The sequence below is a fragment of the Streptomyces sp. NPDC059256 genome, assembly GCF_042753785.1.
In the GTDB taxonomy this organism is placed as follows: domain Bacteria; phylum Actinomycetota; class Actinomycetes; order Streptomycetales; family Streptomycetaceae; genus Streptomyces.
In genome coordinates, this window is sequence record NZ_JBHYZO010000007.1 from 249,195 (window position 1) to 268,426 (window position 19,232).

At 66.8% G+C, this 19,232-nt stretch carries 18 protein-coding genes; 9 read left to right on the plus strand and 9 right to left on the minus strand.

What is annotated here, in order from left to right; genetic code table 11:
• Positions 1 to 86: 86 nt before the first annotated feature.
• Genes ACFXJL_RS18635 through ACFXJL_RS18645 form a run of 3 tightly spaced genes read right to left on the minus strand, consistent with a single transcriptional unit; the run spans position 87 to position 3,119 of the window.
• The gene (locus ACFXJL_RS18635; RefSeq protein WP_358881346.1) at positions 87 to 917 is read right to left on the minus strand and encodes a carbohydrate ABC transporter permease; all 831 of its coding nucleotides are present in this window, start codon (positions 915 to 917) and stop codon (positions 87 to 89) included.
• Positions 914 to 1,873, minus strand: a complete 960-nt coding sequence (locus ACFXJL_RS18640) for a carbohydrate ABC transporter permease (protein ID WP_384643423.1) — start codon at positions 1,871 to 1,873, stop codon at positions 914 to 916. Before ACFXJL_RS18640 ends, ACFXJL_RS18635 begins: the two co-directional genes overlap by 4 nt.
• 4 nt (positions 1,874 to 1,877) lie before the next feature.
• A complete protein-coding gene (locus tag ACFXJL_RS18645) occupies positions 1,878 to 3,119 on the minus strand; it encodes a sugar ABC transporter substrate-binding protein (protein WP_384643420.1) in 1,242 nt (413 codons plus the stop codon).
• 540 nt (positions 3,120 to 3,659) lie between these two features.
• Here ACFXJL_RS18645 and ACFXJL_RS18650 point away from each other — a divergent pair.
• Complete coding sequence (locus ACFXJL_RS18650) at positions 3,660 to 4,862, plus strand: erythromycin esterase family protein (protein ID WP_384693700.1); 1,203 nt, start codon at positions 3,660 to 3,662, stop codon at positions 4,860 to 4,862.
• A gap of 48 nt (positions 4,863 to 4,910) precedes the next feature.
• On the opposite strand, the gene ACFXJL_RS18655 is transcribed toward ACFXJL_RS18650, so the two are convergent.
• A complete protein-coding gene (locus ACFXJL_RS18655; protein ID WP_384693702.1) occupies positions 4,911 to 5,978 on the minus strand; it encodes a LacI family DNA-binding transcriptional regulator in 1,068 nt (355 codons plus the stop codon).
• A gap of 273 nt (positions 5,979 to 6,251) precedes the next feature.
• Between ACFXJL_RS18655 and ACFXJL_RS18660 the strand changes: the two genes are divergently transcribed.
• On the plus strand, positions 6,252 to 6,533 hold the full coding sequence (locus ACFXJL_RS18660; protein WP_358881351.1) for a DUF1778 domain-containing protein: 282 nt from the start codon (positions 6,252 to 6,254) through the stop codon (positions 6,531 to 6,533).
• The gene (locus ACFXJL_RS18665; protein ID WP_384693705.1) at positions 6,530 to 6,928 is read left to right on the plus strand and encodes a fic family toxin-antitoxin system, toxin component; all 399 of its coding nucleotides are present in this window, start codon (positions 6,530 to 6,532) and stop codon (positions 6,926 to 6,928) included. The genes ACFXJL_RS18660 and ACFXJL_RS18665 overlap by 4 nt, the downstream gene beginning before the upstream one ends.
• Positions 6,929 to 7,072: 144 nt before the next feature.
• On the opposite strand, the gene ACFXJL_RS18670 is transcribed toward ACFXJL_RS18665, so the two are convergent.
• Both ACFXJL_RS18670 and ACFXJL_RS18675 read right to left on the minus strand, forming a co-directional pair.
• The gene (locus ACFXJL_RS18670) at positions 7,073 to 7,657 is read right to left on the minus strand and encodes a GNAT family N-acetyltransferase (RefSeq protein ID WP_384643412.1); all 585 of its coding nucleotides are present in this window, start codon (positions 7,655 to 7,657) and stop codon (positions 7,073 to 7,075) included.
• 141 nt (positions 7,658 to 7,798) lie between these two features.
• On the minus strand, positions 7,799 to 8,227 hold the full coding sequence (locus ACFXJL_RS18675) for a PPOX class F420-dependent oxidoreductase (RefSeq protein WP_358881354.1): 429 nt from the start codon (positions 8,225 to 8,227) through the stop codon (positions 7,799 to 7,801).
• Between the two features lie 554 nt (positions 8,228 to 8,781).
• On the opposite strand from ACFXJL_RS18675, the gene ACFXJL_RS18680 reads away from it, so the two are divergent.
• The gene (locus tag ACFXJL_RS18680; protein WP_384693709.1) at positions 8,782 to 9,993 is read left to right on the plus strand and encodes a Cmx/CmrA family chloramphenicol efflux MFS transporter; all 1,212 of its coding nucleotides are present in this window, start codon (positions 8,782 to 8,784) and stop codon (positions 9,991 to 9,993) included.
• A 177-nt stretch (positions 9,994 to 10,170) separates the two neighbouring features.
• Positions 10,171 to 11,400, plus strand: coding sequence for an MFS transporter (locus ACFXJL_RS18685; protein ID WP_384693713.1), 1,230 nt, complete (start codon positions 10,171 to 10,173; stop codon positions 11,398 to 11,400).
• Positions 11,401 to 11,630: 230 nt separating this feature from the next.
• Here the strand turns inward: ACFXJL_RS18685 and ACFXJL_RS18690 are convergent, their stop codons facing one another.
• Positions 11,631 to 12,464, minus strand: coding sequence for a nitroreductase/quinone reductase family protein (locus ACFXJL_RS18690; protein ID WP_358881357.1), 834 nt, complete (start codon positions 12,462 to 12,464; stop codon positions 11,631 to 11,633).
• A 523-nt stretch (positions 12,465 to 12,987) separates the two neighbouring features.
• The gene (locus tag ACFXJL_RS18695) at positions 12,988 to 13,227 is read right to left on the minus strand and encodes a hypothetical protein (protein ID WP_384693716.1); all 240 of its coding nucleotides are present in this window, start codon (positions 13,225 to 13,227) and stop codon (positions 12,988 to 12,990) included.
• A 164-nt stretch (positions 13,228 to 13,391) separates the two neighbouring features.
• Between ACFXJL_RS18695 and ACFXJL_RS18700 the strand changes: the two genes are divergently transcribed.
• Positions 13,392 to 15,140 carry a serine/threonine-protein kinase gene (locus tag ACFXJL_RS18700; protein ID WP_384693954.1) on the plus strand — a complete coding sequence of 583 codons (1,749 nt, stop codon included), beginning with the start codon at positions 13,392 to 13,394 and terminating at the stop codon, positions 15,138 to 15,140.
• Complete coding sequence (locus tag ACFXJL_RS18705) at positions 15,137 to 15,877, plus strand: hypothetical protein (protein ID WP_384693719.1); 741 nt, start codon at positions 15,137 to 15,139, stop codon at positions 15,875 to 15,877. Before ACFXJL_RS18700 ends, ACFXJL_RS18705 begins: the two co-directional genes overlap by 4 nt.
• Positions 15,878 to 15,908: 31 nt before the next feature.
• Here ACFXJL_RS18705 and ACFXJL_RS18710 read toward each other — a convergent pair whose 3' ends face one another.
• Entirely contained in the window at positions 15,909 to 16,472 is a 564-nt protein-coding gene (locus tag ACFXJL_RS18710; protein WP_358881360.1) for a DUF2165 domain-containing protein, read from the minus strand.
• A gap of 226 nt (positions 16,473 to 16,698) precedes the next feature.
• On the opposite strand from ACFXJL_RS18710, the gene ACFXJL_RS18715 reads away from it, so the two are divergent.
• Together ACFXJL_RS18715 and ACFXJL_RS18720 are read left to right on the plus strand one after the other, a co-directional pair.
• Positions 16,699 to 17,730, plus strand: coding sequence for an SPFH domain-containing protein (locus ACFXJL_RS18715; RefSeq protein ID WP_384693722.1), 1,032 nt, complete (start codon positions 16,699 to 16,701; stop codon positions 17,728 to 17,730).
• Positions 17,727 to 18,620 carry a hypothetical protein gene (locus ACFXJL_RS18720; protein WP_384693725.1) on the plus strand — a complete coding sequence of 298 codons (894 nt, stop codon included), beginning with the start codon at positions 17,727 to 17,729 and terminating at the stop codon, positions 18,618 to 18,620. The genes ACFXJL_RS18715 and ACFXJL_RS18720 overlap by 4 nt, the downstream gene beginning before the upstream one ends.
• The last annotated feature ends 612 nt before the right edge of the window (positions 18,621 to 19,232 follow it).

Consider the following 19,232-nt stretch of genomic DNA (forward strand, 5'->3'; position numbering starts at 1 on the left):
CGGACCCACGCTCGGGCGCACGGCAGGCTCGACTTCATGCCGAGCACCAGGGCCTTCACACCTCGACGAGTACGGGTGGGGAGGTGCTACTTCAGACCGGCGGTGGCGATGCCTTGCGTGAAGTGCCTCTGCAACACGGCGAAGACGAGGAGGACCGGAAGAACCACGAGGAAGGAACCGGCCATCAGAACACCGTTGGCGCCATTGGCCCGATTGGGGTCGGTGGCAAAGGTCGCCAGTGCCACGGGAAGGGTGTACTTGTCGGGGTCATTGGTCGCGATCAGCGGCCAGACGAAGTTGTTCCACGACTGGAGGAAGGTGAGGATCGCGAGCGTGGCCAGGGCCGGCTTGACCAGCGGCATGACGATGCGCCAGAAGATGTACCACTCGCCGGCACCGTCCAGTCGGGCTGCCTCCAACAGCTCGTCGGGGACGGACAACATGAACTGACGCATCAGGAAGACTCCGAAGGCACCCGCGGCGAAGGGCAGGACGAGCCCCGCATAGGAGTCGATCAGTTGCATCTTGCTCATCAGCACAAACAGCGGGAGCAGCATCAGATTGCCCGGCACCATCAAAGCACCGAGGACCAGCCCGAAGAGCTTGTTGCGGCCGGCGAAGTTCAATTTGGCCAGCGCGTATCCGAGCATCGAGCAGAACAGCAGATTCGAGAGAGTCACCAGGGCGGCGACGATCGTCGAGTTGAGGAAGTAGCGCGGAAGGTCGAGCAGTTCCAACAGCTCGCGGAAGTTTGCGAGCGTCCATTCCGTCGGGATCCACACCGGTGGGCTGGCGGCCAGCTCGGGCTTGGTCTTGAAGGCCGAGAGCGCCATCCAGGCGAAGGGCGCGGCCATCAGCACCAGGCCGAGGCCGAGCAACACATAGGCCGTGGGCTTCTTCAGTCGTAGGGCGCTCATGTCGTGTTGTCCTTCAGCAGACGGAGCTGGAGCACGGTGATGCCCATGATCGCAACGAACAGGACATACGCCATGGCGCTCGCGTAACCCATGTGGAAGAAGTTGAAGCCCTCTCGATACATGTTGAGAGAGACGGTCAGCGTGCTGTTGGCAGGGCCTCCGTTCGTCATCACGAACGGCTCCTCGAAGACATTGAGATAGCCGATGGTGGTGATCACGGTGGCGTACAGCAGGGTGGGTCGCAGCAACGGAACGGTGATCAGACGGAACTCGTTCCACGCGCCCGCGCCATCGAGCCTGGCCGCCTCACGCACCTCATGGGGAATGGCTTGGAGGCCGGCGATGAAGAGGACCATGACGGTGCCCAGATTTCGCCAGATGGCCATCACGATCAACGAGGGCATGGCGAGCGTTTCCGAGCCCAGGAAGTCAGGGGCTGTCATGCCCAATTCGCTCGCGACGCCGGCCACCAGCCCATCTGCGGGATCGAGGACGAAGCGCCAGACGACGGCGATGGCGACGATGCTGGTGACAACGGGGGCGTAGAAGCCGATGCGGAAGAACGTGCGCATTCGGTCGATGCCGTTGTTCAGCAGCACGGCGATGACGAGACCGGCGGCAATGGTCAAAGGCACCCCGACGACCACGAAGTACGCGGTGTTGAAGAGCGAGGTGAGGAACTTCTCGTCCTGGAAGAGCTTGGTGTAGTTCTCGAATCCGATGAACTCGGCCGACAGGGGGTCGGTGACGTTGCGCAGACCGAAGTCGGTGAAGCTCATGGCCAGTGTGGCCAGGATGGGCAGGGCCATGAAGACCGCGAACAGGGCGAGGAAGGGAGTGGAGAACAACCACCCCGCCACGTTCTGCACGCCGGCCCGGCGTCTTTGCGGCCGTGTGCCGGACGGCGTAGGACGAGCGTCCGCGTCCTCCGCCGGCGTTTTGGTGAGCGTCTTCACGGGTCTACTCCACAAGGCCCTCGGTCGCGGACTGCATCTTCTTCGCAGCCTCCTCGGGCGAAGCCTTGCCCTGAGTCACCGATTCGATCGCCTCGTCGATCTTGGCGCCGATCTCGGCCCACTTGGCGAGCGCAGGAATGGCCTTGGCGTTCTCCATCTGGGTTCGGAAGACCTTGAGGTTGGGGTCGCTGGCCAGCTTGCCCTCGCTCCACGCACCCTGGTGCGCAGGCAGATCGGTGGTGCGCTCGTACCAGTCGGCTTGGCCCTTGGCACTCGTGAGGTGCTTGATGAACTCACCGGCAGCAGCCTTGTGCTTGCTGTCCTTGGAGATCACCAGGCTGGAGCCACCGGCAAAGGATGTGGACGACGTTCCCGCGGGTATGGGCGCGGCTGCCCACTTCCCCTTCAGTTGGGGCTGGTTCTCCGCGATGTTGGTGGTCTGCCAGGGCCCGGACATGAACATCGGCACACTGTCGTTGCCAAAGTCCTTGATCACGTCATAGCCAGGCTGAACGCTCTTCTTCGCTAGACCCTTCTCAAAGTAGGTGGCGTACTCCTTGAGGGAGGTCACCGCCGCCTCACTGTCCAGTGCGGGCTTTCCGTCCTTGATCAGTTCGCCGCCCGCCGAATAGAAGAAGGGCAGCCAGTTCTGCCAGGCGTCCAGGTTGTAGGGCTGGAGGGAGATCCCCCACTTGCTTCCCGCCTTGCTCTGGTACGCGCTCGCGAGTTTCGCCAACTCGGCCCAGTTGACGGGTGCCTTGGTCACGCCGGCCTTCTGCGCCAGGTCGGTGCGGTAGTAGAGGACACGCGTGTCGACATACCACGGCACACCGTAGACCTCGCCGTCGACGACGTTGCCCTCCCAAGCCGCCGGGAAGAAGTCGTCCTTCTTGAATTCCTTGGTGTCCACCGGTTCCAGCACGCCGAGTTCGGCGAACTCGCCCATGAAGGTGGAGCCCATCTGCGTCACATCGGGCAGATTCCCGGCAGCGGCAGCGGAGACCAGCTTCTGGTGGGCGACGTCCCAGCCGATCGGTGTCACCTTGACCGTGACATTGGGGTTGACCTTCTTGTAGGCGGCGGCGACTTCACCGAGCTTCTCGCCCTCGGTACCCATGGCCCAGACGGTCAGCGTCTGCTTCTCGTCGGCTGCGACCCCGGCTCCGCCCGAGTTGCCGCACGCGGAGATTCCCAAGGTGGTCGCCAGCGCAACTGCGATCGAGACGGTTCTGGCCGTGCGGTGCATGGGTGCTCCTCCTTGAGCCTTCCGGCACGCGTTGAGCCGGTGATGTATGCGCAGCCTGTAAGCGCATACATCACCCTGCGGCAGCCTCCGAGACATCCGCAAGAACCCTGGGGATCACGCTTTCATAACGGCAGTGAACCGCGTCTACCCGATAAGGCGATCGCTAGACCTCGGACGCACAGGAAGAACGCAGCAGAGATTTATGGCGTTTTGATCTGGAGGGTCCATTGTGGAGAGCCACTGGGCCCAGGTGGGGGCGCTGCGAACGGCCACCCGACAGCCCACCCGGCACCGGGCCCCTGCGCTCTGAGCCGCAAACCGACTCAGCGCTCAGGAGAGCAGAGGCGGCCATCACGAGCCACCGGACCGACCGCCGGACATATGTCGCCTTCGCGATTCCCCATCGACGGCTGCCCTCGGCTCCGACCCTGCGCCAGGCCGGCGGACTCACATACTCACGATATTTGAGGGTTTCACCGAAAAACTTGACACCCTCAGCGAAAAAGCTTCAACCGAAGCTTCAAAGATACTGTTGAATCCATGGCTACCGACATCCAGGACACCACTTACGCCATCGATGCCACCGCAGTCATGAGACTGCTCCCGAGCCGGCCTCGACTGCTCGCCCTCGGCGAGCCCACCCACGGTGAGGACGCACTGCTCGACCTGCGCAACGAGCTCTTCCAGCAACTCGTCGAGCAGGAGGGCTACCGGACGATCGCGATCGAGAGCGACTGCCTCATGAGCCTCGTCGTGGACGACTACGTCGCCCTGGGCACGGGCAGCCTCGACGAAGTCATGGAGCATGGGTTCAGCCACGGCTGGGGCGCCTGCGCGGCCAACCGCGAACTGGTGCGTTGGATGCGCGCGTACAACGACGGACGGCCCGCGTACGACCGACTCCGCTTCGCCGGTTTCGACGGCCCGCTGGAGATCACCAACGCCGCCAGCCCCCGCCAGGCCCTCACCACACTGCACGGCTACCTCTCGGCTCAGGCAGACCCGGACCTGCTCCCCTGCACCAGGGAAACGCTCGACCACCTACTCGGCGCCGACGACCGATGGACCAATCCCGCCGCGATGATGGACCCCACCCAGTCCGTGGGGCAGTCGATCGACGCAGTTCAACTCCGCCTGCTCGCCGATGATCTGGTGGCGCTTCTCGACGCGCAGAAGCCGTATCTGGTCAAGGTGACCTCGCGGGGCGACTGGGGCCGGATACAACTGCACGCGCGCACCGCGACCGGCTTGCTGCGCTACCACCACTGGATGGCCGACAGCTCATCGGCGCGCCTGACCCGGCTGGTGGGTCTGCGGGACCAGATGATGGCCCAGAACCTTCTCGCCCTCGTGGCGGCGGGCCCGGTACTCGCCCATGCTCACAACTCCCATCTCCAGCGGGAGAAGAGCTCGATCCGGATGGGCGGGGATCCCTTGGAGTGGTGGAGCGCCGGCGCACTGGTCAGCACCCGACTCGGCGAGGAGTACGCCTTCGTGGCCACGGCCCTCGGCACGATCCACCACCAGGGAGTGGGCACACCACCGCCGGACACCGTCGAAGGGCTCCTGTACGCGCTCCCAGAGGACCGTTGTCTCGTCGATGCACAGCGGTTCGCCAGCACCCTCGGTGACTCACTGCCCGCGCCCCGCATATCCCCCTGGTTCGGCTACGCTCCGCTCGACCCGGCCCACCTGACGAACAGCGACGGCATGCTGTTCGTCAAGGACGTCACAGGGAGCTAGCGTCGCGTTGGCGATCGCGCCCGCCAGGGCTCTCGGCCGGTCTGAGGCTCAGGGGCGAGGCTCTTGGGCGGGGCAGCCGCAACTGGTCCGGCGGGTGAACGAGACCGGCAACATCAGGGAGACGGGCTCACGGCTGCGATCACGCAATCGCTTCACCAAGAGGTCCACCGCGTCCTCCCCCAGCTGCCGCATGGGCTGTCGTACGGTCGTCAGTGACGGCCGTACGATCCGCCCGAGGGGAATGCCGTCGAAGCCGACCACAGCGATGTCCTTGGGAACCCGCACCCCTCGTTTCTCCAGTACGTGCAAGGCGCCCAACGCCATCTGGTCATTGGCGAAAAGCATCGCCTGCGGCGGCTCAGCCCCACGATCGAGCAGTGCCTCGGCAGCCCGTGCGCCTTCGGCCTGGGTCATCATCACCGCCCGTGCGGCGGGTTCGTCGGGCGCGGGTAGCCCCGCCTCCTGACACGCGGCCCGAAACCCTTCGAACCTCGCCTCGGCGTCCGGCGAGTCCTTTTCGCCGCCCACGAAAGCGAGGCGGCGCAGCCCGTGGTCGTCGATCAGATGGCGGGTCAGCTCGTGTTCCCCGTCGAAGTTGGCCACCTCGATGTGGTCGAGGTGGTCGATCTCCCGTGGTCCGGCCAGCATGACCACAGGCAGCCTCCGCGAGATCACCTCAAGGTCTTCGGTGGGCACGGTCCTGGCCAGGACGGCGAAACCGTCCACCCGCCCGGCGACCTGCTCCACGAGGCTCTGTGGTCCGCCTTCCAGCGAGGCGGCGATCAGCAGGGCGTAACCGTGCCGTCTGGCCGCCCGTTCCATGCCGCGGATGATCTGATCGGAGTAGAGCATGACGGCTGAGTCGTCCACGTCCGCGCCATCGGCTTCGGCGTCCGGGTCGGCGTAGTCGGGAAAGCACAGCCCGAGCACGCCGGTGGTTCGACTGGCGAGTCCACGCGCGTTCCCACTCGGTACGTAGCCGAGTTCACGCGCGGCTTCGAGCACCCTGTCCCGGGTCGGGGCGCGTACGGAATCGGGGTTGCGATACACGCGCGAGACGGTCGCGATGGAGACTCCCGACCGTTCGGCGACGTCGTACACAGTGGGAGCGCTCAAGCGTCCGCCCGTCCCCTCTTGGACCGGTGACCGCAGTCCCGTGACCTTTGCCGAGTAGTTCTGAAAGCGCATTCACCCTAGGTCGGCTCCCTCCTGCGAGCAAGGCCGACCTCGCCCTCAGCGACGTAAGACGCATCTGGGCGTTCACTTCCAGCCAGAGGAGATCATGCAGAACCACCTTTCGGCCACCCAGGAGGTCAGTGGGAACCGTACCGAGGATTGGGCACCGAAAGGCTTCCCTCGGAGGGTGATACCAGTGATACCGTCGATATCATGACCGAGCCAAGGGCCATGAGCCTGCGCTTTCCCGATCCAGAACAGCGCGCCACGATCGCCGCCGCCGCCAAGGCCGCGGGAGTCAGCATGCAGGAGTACATCCTCTCGGCGGCCTACGAACGGGCCACCGCAGTGGAAGCCACCTTCCTCGACCACTTCAAGGCGTCCGTGTCCCGAAGCCACGAGGCATTCGCCGCCGAGGCGGGCAGCGATGACGCCGACGGCCGACGGCCGTCCAGGCACGACGCTGAACGGGGCGAGCAGGACCACGCCGCGTGACCGAACCCGAGGACGGCGAGCCCGAAGCACATCGCATCGACGTCTCCTTCCTGTTGCACGCGGCGGAACTCCTCCCCGGTGATCCGCAGGTGGATGACTACGGCCCCCTGTACGCCGCCGTGGGACGGGTGTACGCGCGGGCAATGGATCGTGACATCTACGGTTCACTCCATCTGAAGGCGGCGGCGCTCCTCCAGACCCTGGCGAAGCTCCCCTGCCTCGAACACTCCAACGAAGCCTTCGCCTGGCACAGCACCGAGGCTTTCCTCGCCCTGGGCGGCCTTGTGCTCGGATACACGCCGAAGGCTGCGGTCGCCTTGGTCCAGGAGGCGGCTTCCGGAACTCTCGACGTGTCCCGGATCAGCCGTCAACTCCATGCGTGGACGGTGGTCTGAGCAGGTTCCGGGCGTCCGCGGCGGTACTCTCCATCGTGATCGCGTCGATGACCTGCCCATCACATCACCGCACCCCCGTGTCGGCGTCCGATCCGCCGGCGATGGTTCTGTGCACGCCCACCAGACACCAGTCAGTGGTCGCACTCAACCAACGCTCCGACCATCGCAAGAACTGCCCCTCGCTGCATCCGACGGTTCAAACGGTGTGGTCGAGGACCGGACGCCGAACCACTGCTCTGCACCGTAGCCCTCGAACCGCTCCACCTCGGTGAACCCCAGCTTTGCCGCGAGGCGCATCGAGCGGAGGTTGGCGGTCTGGGTCGCGAGCACCACTGGTTCGCCGGGAAGCGCGCCGGCGAACCAGTCGAGTGCCGCTCCGCACGCCTCCGCTGCGTAGCCGCATCCCCATGCCTGCGGCAGCAGTAGATAGCCGAGCTCAACCCTTCCGGCAGCCTGCTGAAGGTGTCCCGTTTCTCTGGTGAGCGTGATCTGACCGATCATCGCCCCGTCGAGCTCAACAACGAAGAGGCCGGGCCGCCTTTCGGCTATCTCGGCCACCGCACGGTTGACCTCATCACGCGGTCGGGGGCCGCCGAGGTAGGTGTGAACTTCCGCTGACGCAAGCAGCTCGATGAACGCCGCATGGTCGCGGACCTCGGGCTCACGCAGCACGAGCCGTTCGGTTCTGATCGGGGCTGGCGGCCAGGCGACGGGTCCGAGTTCGGTCATGGCGGGCAACCTATCGGACTCCCAGGAGAGTGATCCTGGGCATCCCGGGCGCTCGGCGGCGGGGATGCCTGCGGTGGACAGCAGAACGTCCGGTCCCGGTGGCCCGGCGGTGGACGCCGAGCCGGTTACCGCTGCGCCGACTCACGGTTCGGTCGGTGGTGCGTGGACGGTCCGCAGCGGGACGTACCACTCGTCTCCCACAGGGACACCCTCCAGGTTCCAGCTCCAACTGACCGTGGGGGCGATGCGCATATAGGTGCCGTGACCGACCCGTCCCACCCGCTCGAAGGGCTCCTCGGCCCGGCCGTAGATCCGCATGCACCGTGCGACGAAGGGGTCGAAGGAGATCATGTCGTCGATGACCAGGGCGACTTTGTCGTTGCCTCCACGGACATTGCGGAACTTGCGGGTGCGGATGACGGACGGTCCGCTGCCCCCGACCCAGAAGTGGGTTCCATCGAACTCAAAGCTGACGGGCACCACATCCGGCTGTCCATCAGCCGAGGTGCTCGCCAACCGTGCCAGTGGCTGGGACTGGAGATACGCCGTCTCCTCGGGAGTGAATGCCATCAGTCCGTCCTCTCTTGTTCGGCGGGCCCGTGTTCGCCGCGCCAATCGATGCGGTCGTTCGATGTTCGGTCGTCAAGGACGGCTGTTCCAGACCGTCGGCCCTTCCTCTGGCGCTCCCCCGCATCGGCGACTTCATCCCTCTTCGCCCGCTGCATTCACCCAAATTCATGCGAATCGACACCCTCGTCCGGTGCAGCCTCCTGCGAATGCATCGGACGTGCTCATTCGGCGGAGAATCAGCACGGAACCAATGAGGGTGCATCAGCACAGGCAGCCGCAGTGCCGTTCGACGGTGGGCAGAGCTGTGGGCCGATCCGAGAAACCGTATGGACAACGCACGAACGTGGTCCATAACCTGTGCGCATGTCCAGCCCCGAGGCGTCCAGACTGTCGCCACCGGTCGTCCGGTGGCTTCCCGCTCTGTCGCCCTGACACACTCCACGCCTCAGGCCCCGCCCGAGGCGCTTGGCGCTGTGTGCCTCGACGCGCATTCGGGTGCTGCCCGCGACCCACCGCTGCCCTCTTCGATTCCATCGTGGCTGTGGAGTTTCGCCGTGCCTCTCATTCTCTATGCACTCGGACTGGCTGTCTTCGCCCAAGGGACCTCCGAGTTCATGTTGTCCGGACTACTTCCGGACATCGCTCGTGATCTCGATGTGTCCATTCCGACAGCCGGCTACCTCACCTCGGCATTCGCCGTGGGAATGGTTGTCGGCGCCCCCCTCATGGCCATGGCCAGCATGCGCTGGCCCCGTCGGCGCGCGCTGCTGGCCTTCCTGTTGACGTTTCTGGTGGTCCACGTCGTGGGCGCACTGACCAGCACTTACGGGGTGCTCCTCGCGACCAGGATCGTGGCCGCCCTCGCCAATGCCGGATTCCTCGCGGTGGCCCTCGCCACCGCGACCGCTCTCGTCCCGACACAGGCAAGGGGCCGCGCGGCCTCGATCCTGGTCGGAGGGATCACCCTGGCCTGTGTCACGGGAGTGCCCGGTGGGGCACTGTTGGGGCAGTTGTGGGGCTGGCGTTCGGCATTCTGGGCCGTGGCACTGCTCTCCGTGCCTGCGGTCTTCGCCGTACTCAAGGCGGTTCCGAACACGGAGACATCCGCTGCCCCTCTCGGAGTGCGACAGGAACTGCGCGCGCTGAAGGATCCCCGGCTGCTGATGACCCTGTCGGTGGGTGCCCTGATCAACGGTGCGACCTTCTGCGCCTTCACCTATCTCGCCCCGCTGATCATCGATGTCACGGCCCTGAGCTCCGCCTGGGTACCGGGTGTTCTGGCACTGTTCGGTCTGGGCTCGTTCCTCGGGGTGACCGTCGCCGGTCGGTTCTCTGACGTACGGCCGTGGCCGCTGCTCTGCTACGGCACGATCGCCCTCGGCATCGGCTGGGCGGTGTTCGCCTGGTGGGCGAACCATCTCGTGGTGGCTCTCGGGCTGGTACTCATCCAGGGCGCGCTGTCGTTCGCCGTCGGGTCGACGGTGATCGCCCAGGTGCTCGCAGCAGCCCACACGGCACCGACCCTGGCGGGTTCCTATGCGACGGCCTCGTTCAATGTGGGGGCCGCTCTCGGGCCGTGGTTCGGCGGGGTCGCCATCGCCACGACCGAGAGCTATCGCTCGCCGTTGTGGGTGAGTGCCTTCTTGGTGGTGCTGGCGCTCATCGCCGGTGGGGTGGCGATGGCCAGGAACACGGGTGGAGTGAAGGCTCTCCGCTCCGGGCAGCGGGATCCTTCGTACACTGGTGAGATGCACCAACGACATTGATCCTCGGCCGAGGATCGTCCGGCGCGGCGCGCGCCGGAGACCGGGCGCGCCGCGTCTGAGTGCTGCCCATCGCCCGAAGCGGGTCGGCGGGTGGGAACGGCCGGGGGATGCCGGGGGCCTCCCCCGTGGCGAGTGGACCCTGCCACCGTCCGTTCCCCCGCCGAAGGAATGCCTCCCATGCCGCTTTCTCGTGCGCCCGTGCCAGCGCGCGCCTCCGTACCCGTTGAAGTACGCCGTCTGGAGCGCAGGCTGCTCGCCTATGCCGGTCTCGACGATTTCATTCTGTTGTATCCGGTCTATGCGGTGCTCTTCACCGACCACGGACTGAGCACTGCCGAGATCTCATCCCTGTTCGTCATCACGTCCCTGACGGGCCTCCTGGTGGAGGTGCCGTCAGGGGTGTGGGCGGACACCGTGTCCCGACGTCGCATGCTGGTCATCGGCCCTGCGTTGGCGTCGATGGGATTCGCCCTGTGGGTCGCCCTGCCGGGGTACGCCTCATTCGCGTTGGGAATGGTCCTCTGGGCCGGTGGTGGGGCTCTGCGTTCGGGTTCGATGGAGGCATTGGCCTACGAGGAGTTGGAACGCCTGGGCGCCGAACAGCGGTATCTGCGGCTGATGGGCCGTGCCGCTGCGGCCAGCACGACGGCCACAGCCCTGGCGACCGCGGCGGCGGGTCCGCTGTTCGCCTGGGGCGGCTACCCGGCGTTGGGCGCCGCCAGCGTCCTGGCCTGCGTGTTGTGTTCCGCGGCTGCGCTGACACTGCCCGAGCACCGGCGTTCCCACTCGGCGGCTGGGGCAACGACTGCCGCTGAACCACAGACCGCCCGGTCGGTGTTCAGCAGTGGTCTGGCCGAAGTCCGGGCCGGACGAGGCGTACGGTACGCCCTACTCATGTCCGTACTGTTGACCTCTGTCTGGGGTGCGCTGGAGGAGTACGTTCCGCTGCTGGCGGCCGAAATGGGTGCGGCGACCCGTGACATTCCGTGGTTCGTTCTGATCGTCTGGGTCGGTGTGACGCTCGGCGGGCTGTTGGCGGAGCGGGCGGAACAGCTCTCGCACCGGGTCATGGGCGGGCTTCTGGCCCTGGCAGCGCTCCTGTTGGCCATGGGTGCGCTCGCCGGCGCACTGTGGGGGTTCCTCGCGCTCGCCTTCGCCTTTCTGGTGTTCCAGTTGGCCGATGTGGTGGCCGACGCTCGGCTTCAGGGCACGATCACCGGGCCGAGCCGGGCAACGGTGACCTCGTTGGCCGGTTGGGGTACCAGTTGCACCACGCTCGTCGTCTACGGCGTGTACGGGACGGCGTCCGGGCAGTTGGCCCACGGTCCGCTGTTCGCGTTCTTCGCCGTTCCGTATCTGGTGGTGGCCGCGGTGCTGGCCCGGCGCGCAGTGCGGTACGAAGGCTGACGGCACGGTCCGCCGCTCGGTGTTGCTGACGGATGCCCGGTCAGCAACACCGAGGGCGCACCGAGCGAGGGGCCGCCCATCGCCACCGCGGGATGCCGGATCGCCAGGGGAGGCATGACCCCGGACTCGTACGAGGTGACCCGGACTCGCACGAGGAGATCGGGGCTCGTACGAGGAGATCGGGGCCGGCTCGCATCCGTGCCCTCGGCTTCGGCCGCCCGGGGTCGTACCTATCCGGCGAGGAGTGGGATCAACTGCTCTTCCTCGTAGGTCAAGTGGTCCTCAAGGGCCCAGGTCAATCGCTCGACCTCGGTGAGGAGGACCAGTGGGTCGATGTCCTCGATGGAAATGACCCGTTGGAGGTCCTCGATCAGTACGGCGATCTTCTGGTGCTCCTGGTCGAGACGCTCCAGAACGGGAGCCGCTTCGGGGTGGTGTCGGGCGAGCGCCGGAAACATCATGGTGTCCTCGCCGGTGTGGTGGTTGTGCAATCCCTGACACATCGCCAGGCAGTTGATCCGCAGTTGGGCGCCCACCCTGGGTCCCGATCGTCGGACTTCTTCGCGGATCAGTGCGAGTTCATGGCGGAATCCCTGGTGGATCAGCCTGATGGCCTCTCCCGGGGAGGAAGCGGCGATGTTGGGCGGGCCGGCGGGGATTTCCCTGAGTGCGATCACGGGAATGACCCGGTCGGTCTTCGCCTGGTAATCGGCCCACCCCCCTTCGGACTCGACCGCCCGGGCGAAGGCGGCATCCCGTTCCGCGCCGACCAACACCGTGGCCTGCGCCTCATAGGTGAAGACGCCGGCCTCCACGGTGACACGCGGATTGGCCAGGAGGTTGTGGTACCAGGCGGGATGCCGGGGTGCGCCAGCGGCCGAGGCGATGACGAGGACACGATCATCGGCGTCGGGGAGATAGGCGACGGGGGTGGTGTGGCTGGCGCCCGAGCGGGCCCCGGTCGTGGTGAGGAGGAGCAGCCTCGCCCCCTCGAACGGGCCGCCGACGACACCGCCTCGGGCCCGGAACTCCTCGATGATCTGCTGATTGAAATCGTTTGGCATGCTCTGCTTTCTCGCGTTCTCTGCACGGCTGACCAGAGCGCGCGGCGCGCTTGGCCATGCCCGAGAAGCCGTCGGACAATGGACGGCGGAATCAATTCGGTGAGGGCTTGCGCCGTATGAAGGGCACAAGGGGCTTTCATCTCAACAGCGCGCGAGGCGCCGGATGTGTGAAAGCAGAAAGGCGGGGCTCTCACCCGCCTCGGATTCACTCCGAGGCCGGGAACCCAACTCGCTTCTGGCACAAGGCCGACCCGGCAGTCACATCGCGCATCCTATGCAGCGCGTGGGCGTGGAGGCAATGTGGATTTCGCTGGGCGGGTCACCGCAGTGGTGAACCAACACCCCCGAGTCGCCGGGGCCAGGGCGATACTGCGGACCGGCGCGAGACACTGCACTGCATCCGTTGCGGTGTGTCGGCGGGTGTGTTCGGGTGGGCGGACCACAACATGTGGGGACATGGTCCCGGGGACAAGCGCGTAGCCGTGCTCGGCCGCGGCTGTCGTCAGGAACGCCGCGGCTATCGTCAGGAACCGTGGGAGGTGTCTTGCGGAACGGACCAGTCGTCGGCGCCGCCTCCTCGCCACTGGATCAGGTCCGACCCCACGAGATCGATCGTCTCGGCAGTCGGGGCGAGCTCGGCGCGGAGCAACTCGGCGAGTTCGCCCCGTCCGTACACGAATCCCACGATCCGGCCATTCACCGTCACCCGGCGACCACCGCTACGGGAGGGTGGCTGCACAATGACGGGCGGATGCCGGGACATGACTCCACCCTGCATCCAGACCGGCGGGAACGCATCCCGAGATCCTTCGACGTAACCATGGCGGGGGCGGGAACCGCAGCGGCCGGCAATGGTGTCTGTTCTGGGGAGAGCGGGTGGGTGCCGTGCGGCAGCCGGGGCCGGTCATCGTGCGGTCGTTGACGACCGTGCTGGACACCGGCCGTGGCGGCGAGGGGGACGGGATGAACACGTGGTCGGTTCCGGGGTACACCGATGTCCGAGAGCTGGGCTCAGGTGCGAGCGGACGGGTCGTCCAAGCGGTCCATGACACCACCGGGACAGCAGTGGCGATCAAGTACCTCAGTGAACGACTGAGGTCGAACCCCAGCTTTGTCCAGGGCTTCCGTGCGGAGGCCCGGCTGCTCGGCGGACTGGACTCGCCCCACGTCGTCAGACTGTACGAGTACGTCGAGTCCCCCCACGGGGCAGCCATCGTGATGGAGTTGGTCGATGGCATCGCCCTGCGTGCCCTGCTGCGCGAAGAAGGGGCGACCACCGGCCCGGAAGCTGCTCTCGTGGTGCTGAAGGGCTCCCTCCTGGGCCTGGCCGCAGCACACCGAGCAGGTGTGGTGCACCGTGACTACAAGCCGGACAACGTTCTGGTCGCCGCGGACGGCTCGTCCAAACTGGTCGACTTCGGCATCGCCGTGGACCACGGATCGACAGTGGAGGTGGCCGGCACCCCGGCCTATATGGCTCCGGAGCAGTGGCAGGGGGAGCCCGCCTCACCGGCCGCTGACGTCTATGCGGCCACGGCGACCTTCTACGAGTGCCTGACGGGGCACAAGCCCTACTCGGGAGAGAACTTCGCGGAACTCGCCCTGCAACACATCGAAACGCCGGTACCGGACGAGGACGCTCCGGAGGCCGTACGCCCCCTGATCCGGCGGGGGCTGGCCAAGTCGCCCGCGGATCGCCCTGCGAACGCCGATGTGTTCGTGGCCGAACTGGATTCGATCGCACAGAGGGCGTACGGGCCCGAGTGGGAGGAGCGGGGACAGCGCAAGCTCGCGGCCCTCGCCGCACTGCTGCCCCTCCTGTTCCCCTTCGCCGGCGAGGCGGGAGGCACCACCGAACTGGCCACCACCGCGCTCCGACGGCCCGATCCGACGGTAGGCGGGCTCGTTCCTGGTGGTCCTGGTTCCGGTCGTGACCTCATCTCGGCGCTCCGGGGAGTCCTGGCCAGTGCCCTCGCCCTGGCCGTGGCACTCGCGGTTCTCGCCGGGCTGCTCGCACTGATCATCGTCCAGGAATCGGCCGCCAGCACTCCGGTGCGGGTGAGCGCCCAGAACCTCGCCACCACCAGTGCGTCCCCCGAATCGACACCTGCGGAACCGACCGCCGAAGCACAGAGTTCCGGGCCCCCCGAGCCCTCGCCTTCGCTGCTTGAGATCTCCTCGCCGTCGCCGACGCCCTCGCCGTCACTGAGCACCCGGCCCGAGGCTTCCGCGTCCGAAACGGCCGCGCCCGTGCCCTCAGCGCCGCAGTCCTCGTCCGCACCGGTGGTGTCCCCCTCGGTGAGCCCGCCGCCGAGCACTCGTCCGAGCCCTTCGGCATCGGCCACGCCCCCGGTACGGGTCCGCTCCGTGGCGGTCAATTCCTTCCAGCAGCGGCGCCGAGGGCCTGTCGCGGACGCGGCCATCAGCGTGCTGACCGATGGGACGGGCACTGTCACCGTCGTCGTCACCTGGTACACCGGCGATGTCCCGGGCGAGCTCGGGATGGCTGAGGGGTCGGAGAGCTTCACTTTGCAGGGCGCCCAGGAGTACGCCCTCACCCCCAGTCACGCTTTTCAGGGGACGGGTTGCTACCTGGGCGTCCGCGCCACGACACAGCCGGATGCGACCAGCGGGGAATCCACCCGCCAGATCACACGGGGGTGCGCCCTCCAATGAACGAGCCACCGCCTCCGTACCGTCGGGGGCCCCAGGTCGAAGGTTCTCCCGGGCCCCAACCAGAGCCCGGGGACGAGTACAGTGCGACCGCTCTGGGCAGCCACTGGTTCGAAGGGCCGCGCGCCGCGGAAGGGATCGACCGTCCCACTCTGGTGCAGCCGCTCCCCTGGGGTGCCGTACGGCCCGACCGGGTGGAGGGCGAGGTGTTGCGGTTCGGTCCGGGGGTGACGGCCTCACCCCCGGGCGTCCTCGCCCCCTCCATCGCCACAGCCGTATGGCACGGCGCCCATTCAGCCGACGGTCGGGGCATCGCCGGGCCGCACGGGCGCGGGCCCGCCCGTGCGCGAAGGCTGCGCCGCTACGCCCTGGCAGCGACCGTACTGACTCTTGTCCTGGCGTTCCTCGCCTGGCAGCGCTACGGCAGCTCCCTGGCGGTGGAGGGCGTCTCGGTGGACCCTCGCTCCACCGCCATCGGCTGTGACAGCACCGCCGACCTCGTGGCCGTGGTACGCACCGACGGACGCCCCGGAACGCTTCACTACCGCTGGGTGCGCAGCGATGGAACGCGTTCGGAGCGATTGCGGGAGACCTTGGCCCGTGGGCAGAAGACCGCTCGGTTACACCTGCTCTGGACGTTCCACGGCACGGGTGCGTACCGCGCGAGCGCCGAACTCCAGATCCTCTCCCCCTCGACCGAGCGTGCGATCGGCCGATTCAGCTATGCGTGCAACGGCTGATCGACAGTCTGCAAGGCCCCTCACGCCTTCCTCAACGGTGTGCCGTGCGCTCGTGGTTACCGCGGACTCCGGGCAGATGGATCACGATGAGGACCACCGCGGCCATCATGACATTGCGGCCGGCCGGCTCCAGTCCGTTCCACTGCGGCGACTGCCACATCTGGAACCACTCGCCCCCGATGGCGATGAATCCCAGCCCGAAGAGGAGCAGGGTCATCGTCAGCCCGAAGGTCGTGGTCTTCCTCGCACGCCGGAAGTCGCCCTTGCGCAGGCTCTTCGTCCACAGCCAGGTCGCCGCGGCGAGGACCAGGGCTGCCATCGTCTCCCAGACAATGATCGCAACATAGGCGATATCGCTGATGGTTCGGGATTCGATGGCACGCCACATGACGTCTTCGTCCTTGAATGTGGTGTCCATCGCCAGGACATGGCGGACGAATTGTCTATTGGTGTCGAAATCAGAGATGTTTCCCCATGCCACCAATGTCATATACACCGCAATCGTAGCGGTGAGGGCGGTAGCCGCTCCCGGCAATGTCCCCAATGAGAGAATCCGCCCGTACTTAACGCCCCCTCGGCGCTCAACCGCTGCCATGCTCTTCCCCTACCCCATGCATTCGGCGACCTTTTCCCTTTCCATCGTGGCACGTTTCTCGATGAACTCCGCAGCATGGCGAAATGACGCCAACCAAGCGACGCTTTCAGGCCGTTGAGTAGGGCAGCAACCACGCGAACCACTCCACCAGCGGCCCTCATCTCGTCCACTTGACGATAAGCCTCCTCGTGGCTATCGTCAGAGAGACGAAAAATGGGGGTTAGGTATGGCTGACATCGTTCGGCGATTCGGTTGGCGTCATCTTCGCTCGGCACCAACCGCGCACATTCGTCACCACCGCAGGGGACAACTCGTCCACGACGGGACGGGGTTGAGCTTCTGGTTCCGCGCTCTGACGGCTGCCCTGTGCGAAGTCCCGGTCGACGACCGGGAGGAATCCATGGTCTTCCACGCGCGCACCGCGGACTTCCAGGATGTGACCGTCCAGGCGACGGTCACGTACCGCGTCGCCGATCCGGCCGTTGCGGCCGAGCGGATCGACTTCTCGATCGATCCGGACACCGGAGCGTGGCGCGGCGCACCACTCCCCCAGATCTCCACCCTGTTGACCGAGACCGCCCAACAGCACGCGCTGGATGTGCTGGCCCGTACGCCCCTGTCCGCCGCTCTGGTTGACGGGGTGTCAGCAGTGCGGGGGCGCATCGCCGACGGGCTCGGGGACGAACCCCGGCTCTCAGCCACCGGTATCGCACTCGTCGCCGTCCGAGTGGTGGCGATCCGCCCCGAACCGGAGGTGGAACGGGCCCTGCGCACCCCGGCGCGCGAACAGATCCAACAGGATGCGGACCGAGCCACCTACGAGCGGCGCGCCAATGCCGTCCAGCGCGAACGCGCGATTGCCGAGAACGAGTTGGCCAGCAAGATCGAACTGGCCCGGCAGGAGGAGTTGCTGGTCGAGCAGCGCGGCACGAACGCCCGCCGCGAGGCCGAGGAGAAAGCAGCTGCCGACGGAGTGCGAACCGAGGCGGAGGCCCTGCGCACCGTGCGGCTCGCGATGGCACAGGCAGAGGCGACGCGCGCAGCGGGAGAAGCGCGCGCCGATGCCCAGTCGGCCTGGCTGCGGGTCCACTCGGAGGTGGACCCGGCAACGCTGCACGCCCTTACCGGGTCACGGCTCGCCGAGAACCTGCCGCGCATCGACAGCCTCACCGTCTCGCCCGACGTCCTCACCGGACTGCTCGCGAAGCTGGGCGCCGGCCACCAGATGCCGGCCCCACCCGCAGGAGACCGGCGGTGAGCCTGGCTCCTCGGGCAGTGGTGGTCCACCGGACGAGCGAGTACGAGGAGTTGCTCGCCCGCCACGGCACCCATGGCCAGGCCGAGTTCTTCCTCTCGTCGCGCGGGCGTGGCATCGACGACGTGGTCGATCGGCATCGGAGGAAGCAGCTCTCGCTCAGCGAGGTCGAGGCCGCCATTCCGGCGAGTTGGCGCCAGGCCCGCCTGGAGCGAGCCGACCTGGACCGGTTCCTCTTCGGACCTGAGGACGTGGTCGTGGTGGTGGGGGCGGACGGGCTGGTGGCCAACACGGCGAAGTACCTGTCGGAGCAGCCGGTGGTGGGTATCGACACCGAGCCCGGCCGAGGTCTCGGGACCTTGGTGCGGCACCGCCCGCGGGACACCGCCCGGCTGTTGTCGGCAGCCGCCGCGGGCGGCCCCGCCATCGATGAACTCACCATGGTGGAGGCCGCGGCCGACAACGGTGAGCGGCTGTGCGCCCTGAACGAGATCTACTTCGGCAGTCCGGGCCATCAGAGCGCTCGCTACCGCCTCACGCCTTCCGCAGCCACCGATCCGGAGACGCAGGCGTCCTCGGGTGTGCTGGTGGGAACCGGCACGGGGTCGACGGGTTGGCTGCGCTCGCTCTGGCAGGAGCGGAGCAGCGCACTGCCGCTTCCCGGTCCGGCCGATCCCCGGTTGCTGTGGTTCGTGCGCGAGGCGTGGCCGTCACCCGCCACCGGCACGCGGCTGGTCGAGGGGACACTGGCCGGCACGGAGGAGCTTCGGCTCACGGTGGAGTCCGACCGTCTCGTCGCCTTCGGGGACGGCATCGAGAGCGATGCGCTGGAACTGACGTGGGGCCAGACCGTGCGGGTGGGCATCGCGGCGAGACGGTTGCGGCTGGTGTGAAGAAGGTGGCTCGGTCACGGCGAAGCCGGGTGAGGGAGCGCCCGAAAGTGGTGGGCGCGCGCAGAACAGGTCAGAGCACCAATCGGGCGTAGCGGGGCAAGGGGCACAGTACGTCGCGGGCTCACCGGCACCGGTGCATGCCTTTCACGCGCAGCCCTCAAGGGAGCAGGACGTCATCCCGCCACCGAACACCGCGGAGTATCGCTCCCTGGTGCATACAGCGACGCGACACGGACCATAGGGAGCCGGGGCACCACCGGACGTGGGCCTTCGAGGGACACCAAACACCGAGCCGTACCGTTCTCGGCGACCGACGATGCACTGTCGTTCAGCTCGTGAGCTGGCTGGAGCACGAGGCTTTCGTGCTTTCCGAGCCAAAGAGCACTCCCCCATGAATTGCATGCCATGGGCAGAAGGCAACCCAATTGCTCGTACACCAACAAAAAGGGGGAAGCGACCACGTCGCGTCAGGGCCGACCCACCATTTCCGCACGCCGCTCTTCATGGGGCATGCATTGATCCCGCCACTCCGGCCGAACGCCACTCATCACGTGATAGGTGCCCGAAAAGCGAACTTGCCCTACCGCACTTCGCGATCCGAGGATCGCCACC

Coding starts and splice junctions, on each gene's coding strand:
- ACFXJL_RS18695 (WP_384693716.1), bottom strand. CDS start 13,227: ATGTCCCGGCATCCGCCCGTCATTGTGCAGCCACCCTCCCGTAGCGGT.
- ACFXJL_RS18705 (WP_384693719.1), top strand. CDS start 15,137: ATGAACGAGCCACCGCCTCCGTACCGTCGGGGGCCCCAGGTCGAAGGT.
- ACFXJL_RS18670 (WP_384643412.1), bottom strand. CDS start 7,657: ATGACCGAACTCGGACCCGTCGCCTGGCCGCCAGCCCCGATCAGAACC.
- ACFXJL_RS18685 (WP_384693713.1), top strand. CDS start 10,171: ATGCCGCTTTCTCGTGCGCCCGTGCCAGCGCGCGCCTCCGTACCCGTT.
- ACFXJL_RS18635 (WP_358881346.1), bottom strand. CDS start 917: ATGAGCGCCCTACGACTGAAGAAGCCCACGGCCTATGTGTTGCTCGGC.
- ACFXJL_RS18645 (WP_384643420.1), bottom strand. CDS start 3,119: ATGCACCGCACGGCCAGAACCGTCTCGATCGCAGTTGCGCTGGCGACC.
- ACFXJL_RS18710 (WP_358881360.1), bottom strand. CDS start 16,472: ATGGCAGCGGTTGAGCGCCGAGGGGGCGTTAAGTACGGGCGGATTCTC.
- ACFXJL_RS18650 (WP_384693700.1), top strand. CDS start 3,660: ATGGCTACCGACATCCAGGACACCACTTACGCCATCGATGCCACCGCA.
- ACFXJL_RS18715 (WP_384693722.1), top strand. CDS start 16,699: ATGGCTGACATCGTTCGGCGATTCGGTTGGCGTCATCTTCGCTCGGCA.
- ACFXJL_RS18675 (WP_358881354.1), bottom strand. CDS start 8,227: ATGGCATTCACTCCCGAGGAGACGGCGTATCTCCAGTCCCAGCCACTG.
- ACFXJL_RS18690 (WP_358881357.1), bottom strand. CDS start 12,464: ATGCCAAACGATTTCAATCAGCAGATCATCGAGGAGTTCCGGGCCCGA.
- ACFXJL_RS18660 (WP_358881351.1), top strand. CDS start 6,252: ATGACCGAGCCAAGGGCCATGAGCCTGCGCTTTCCCGATCCAGAACAG.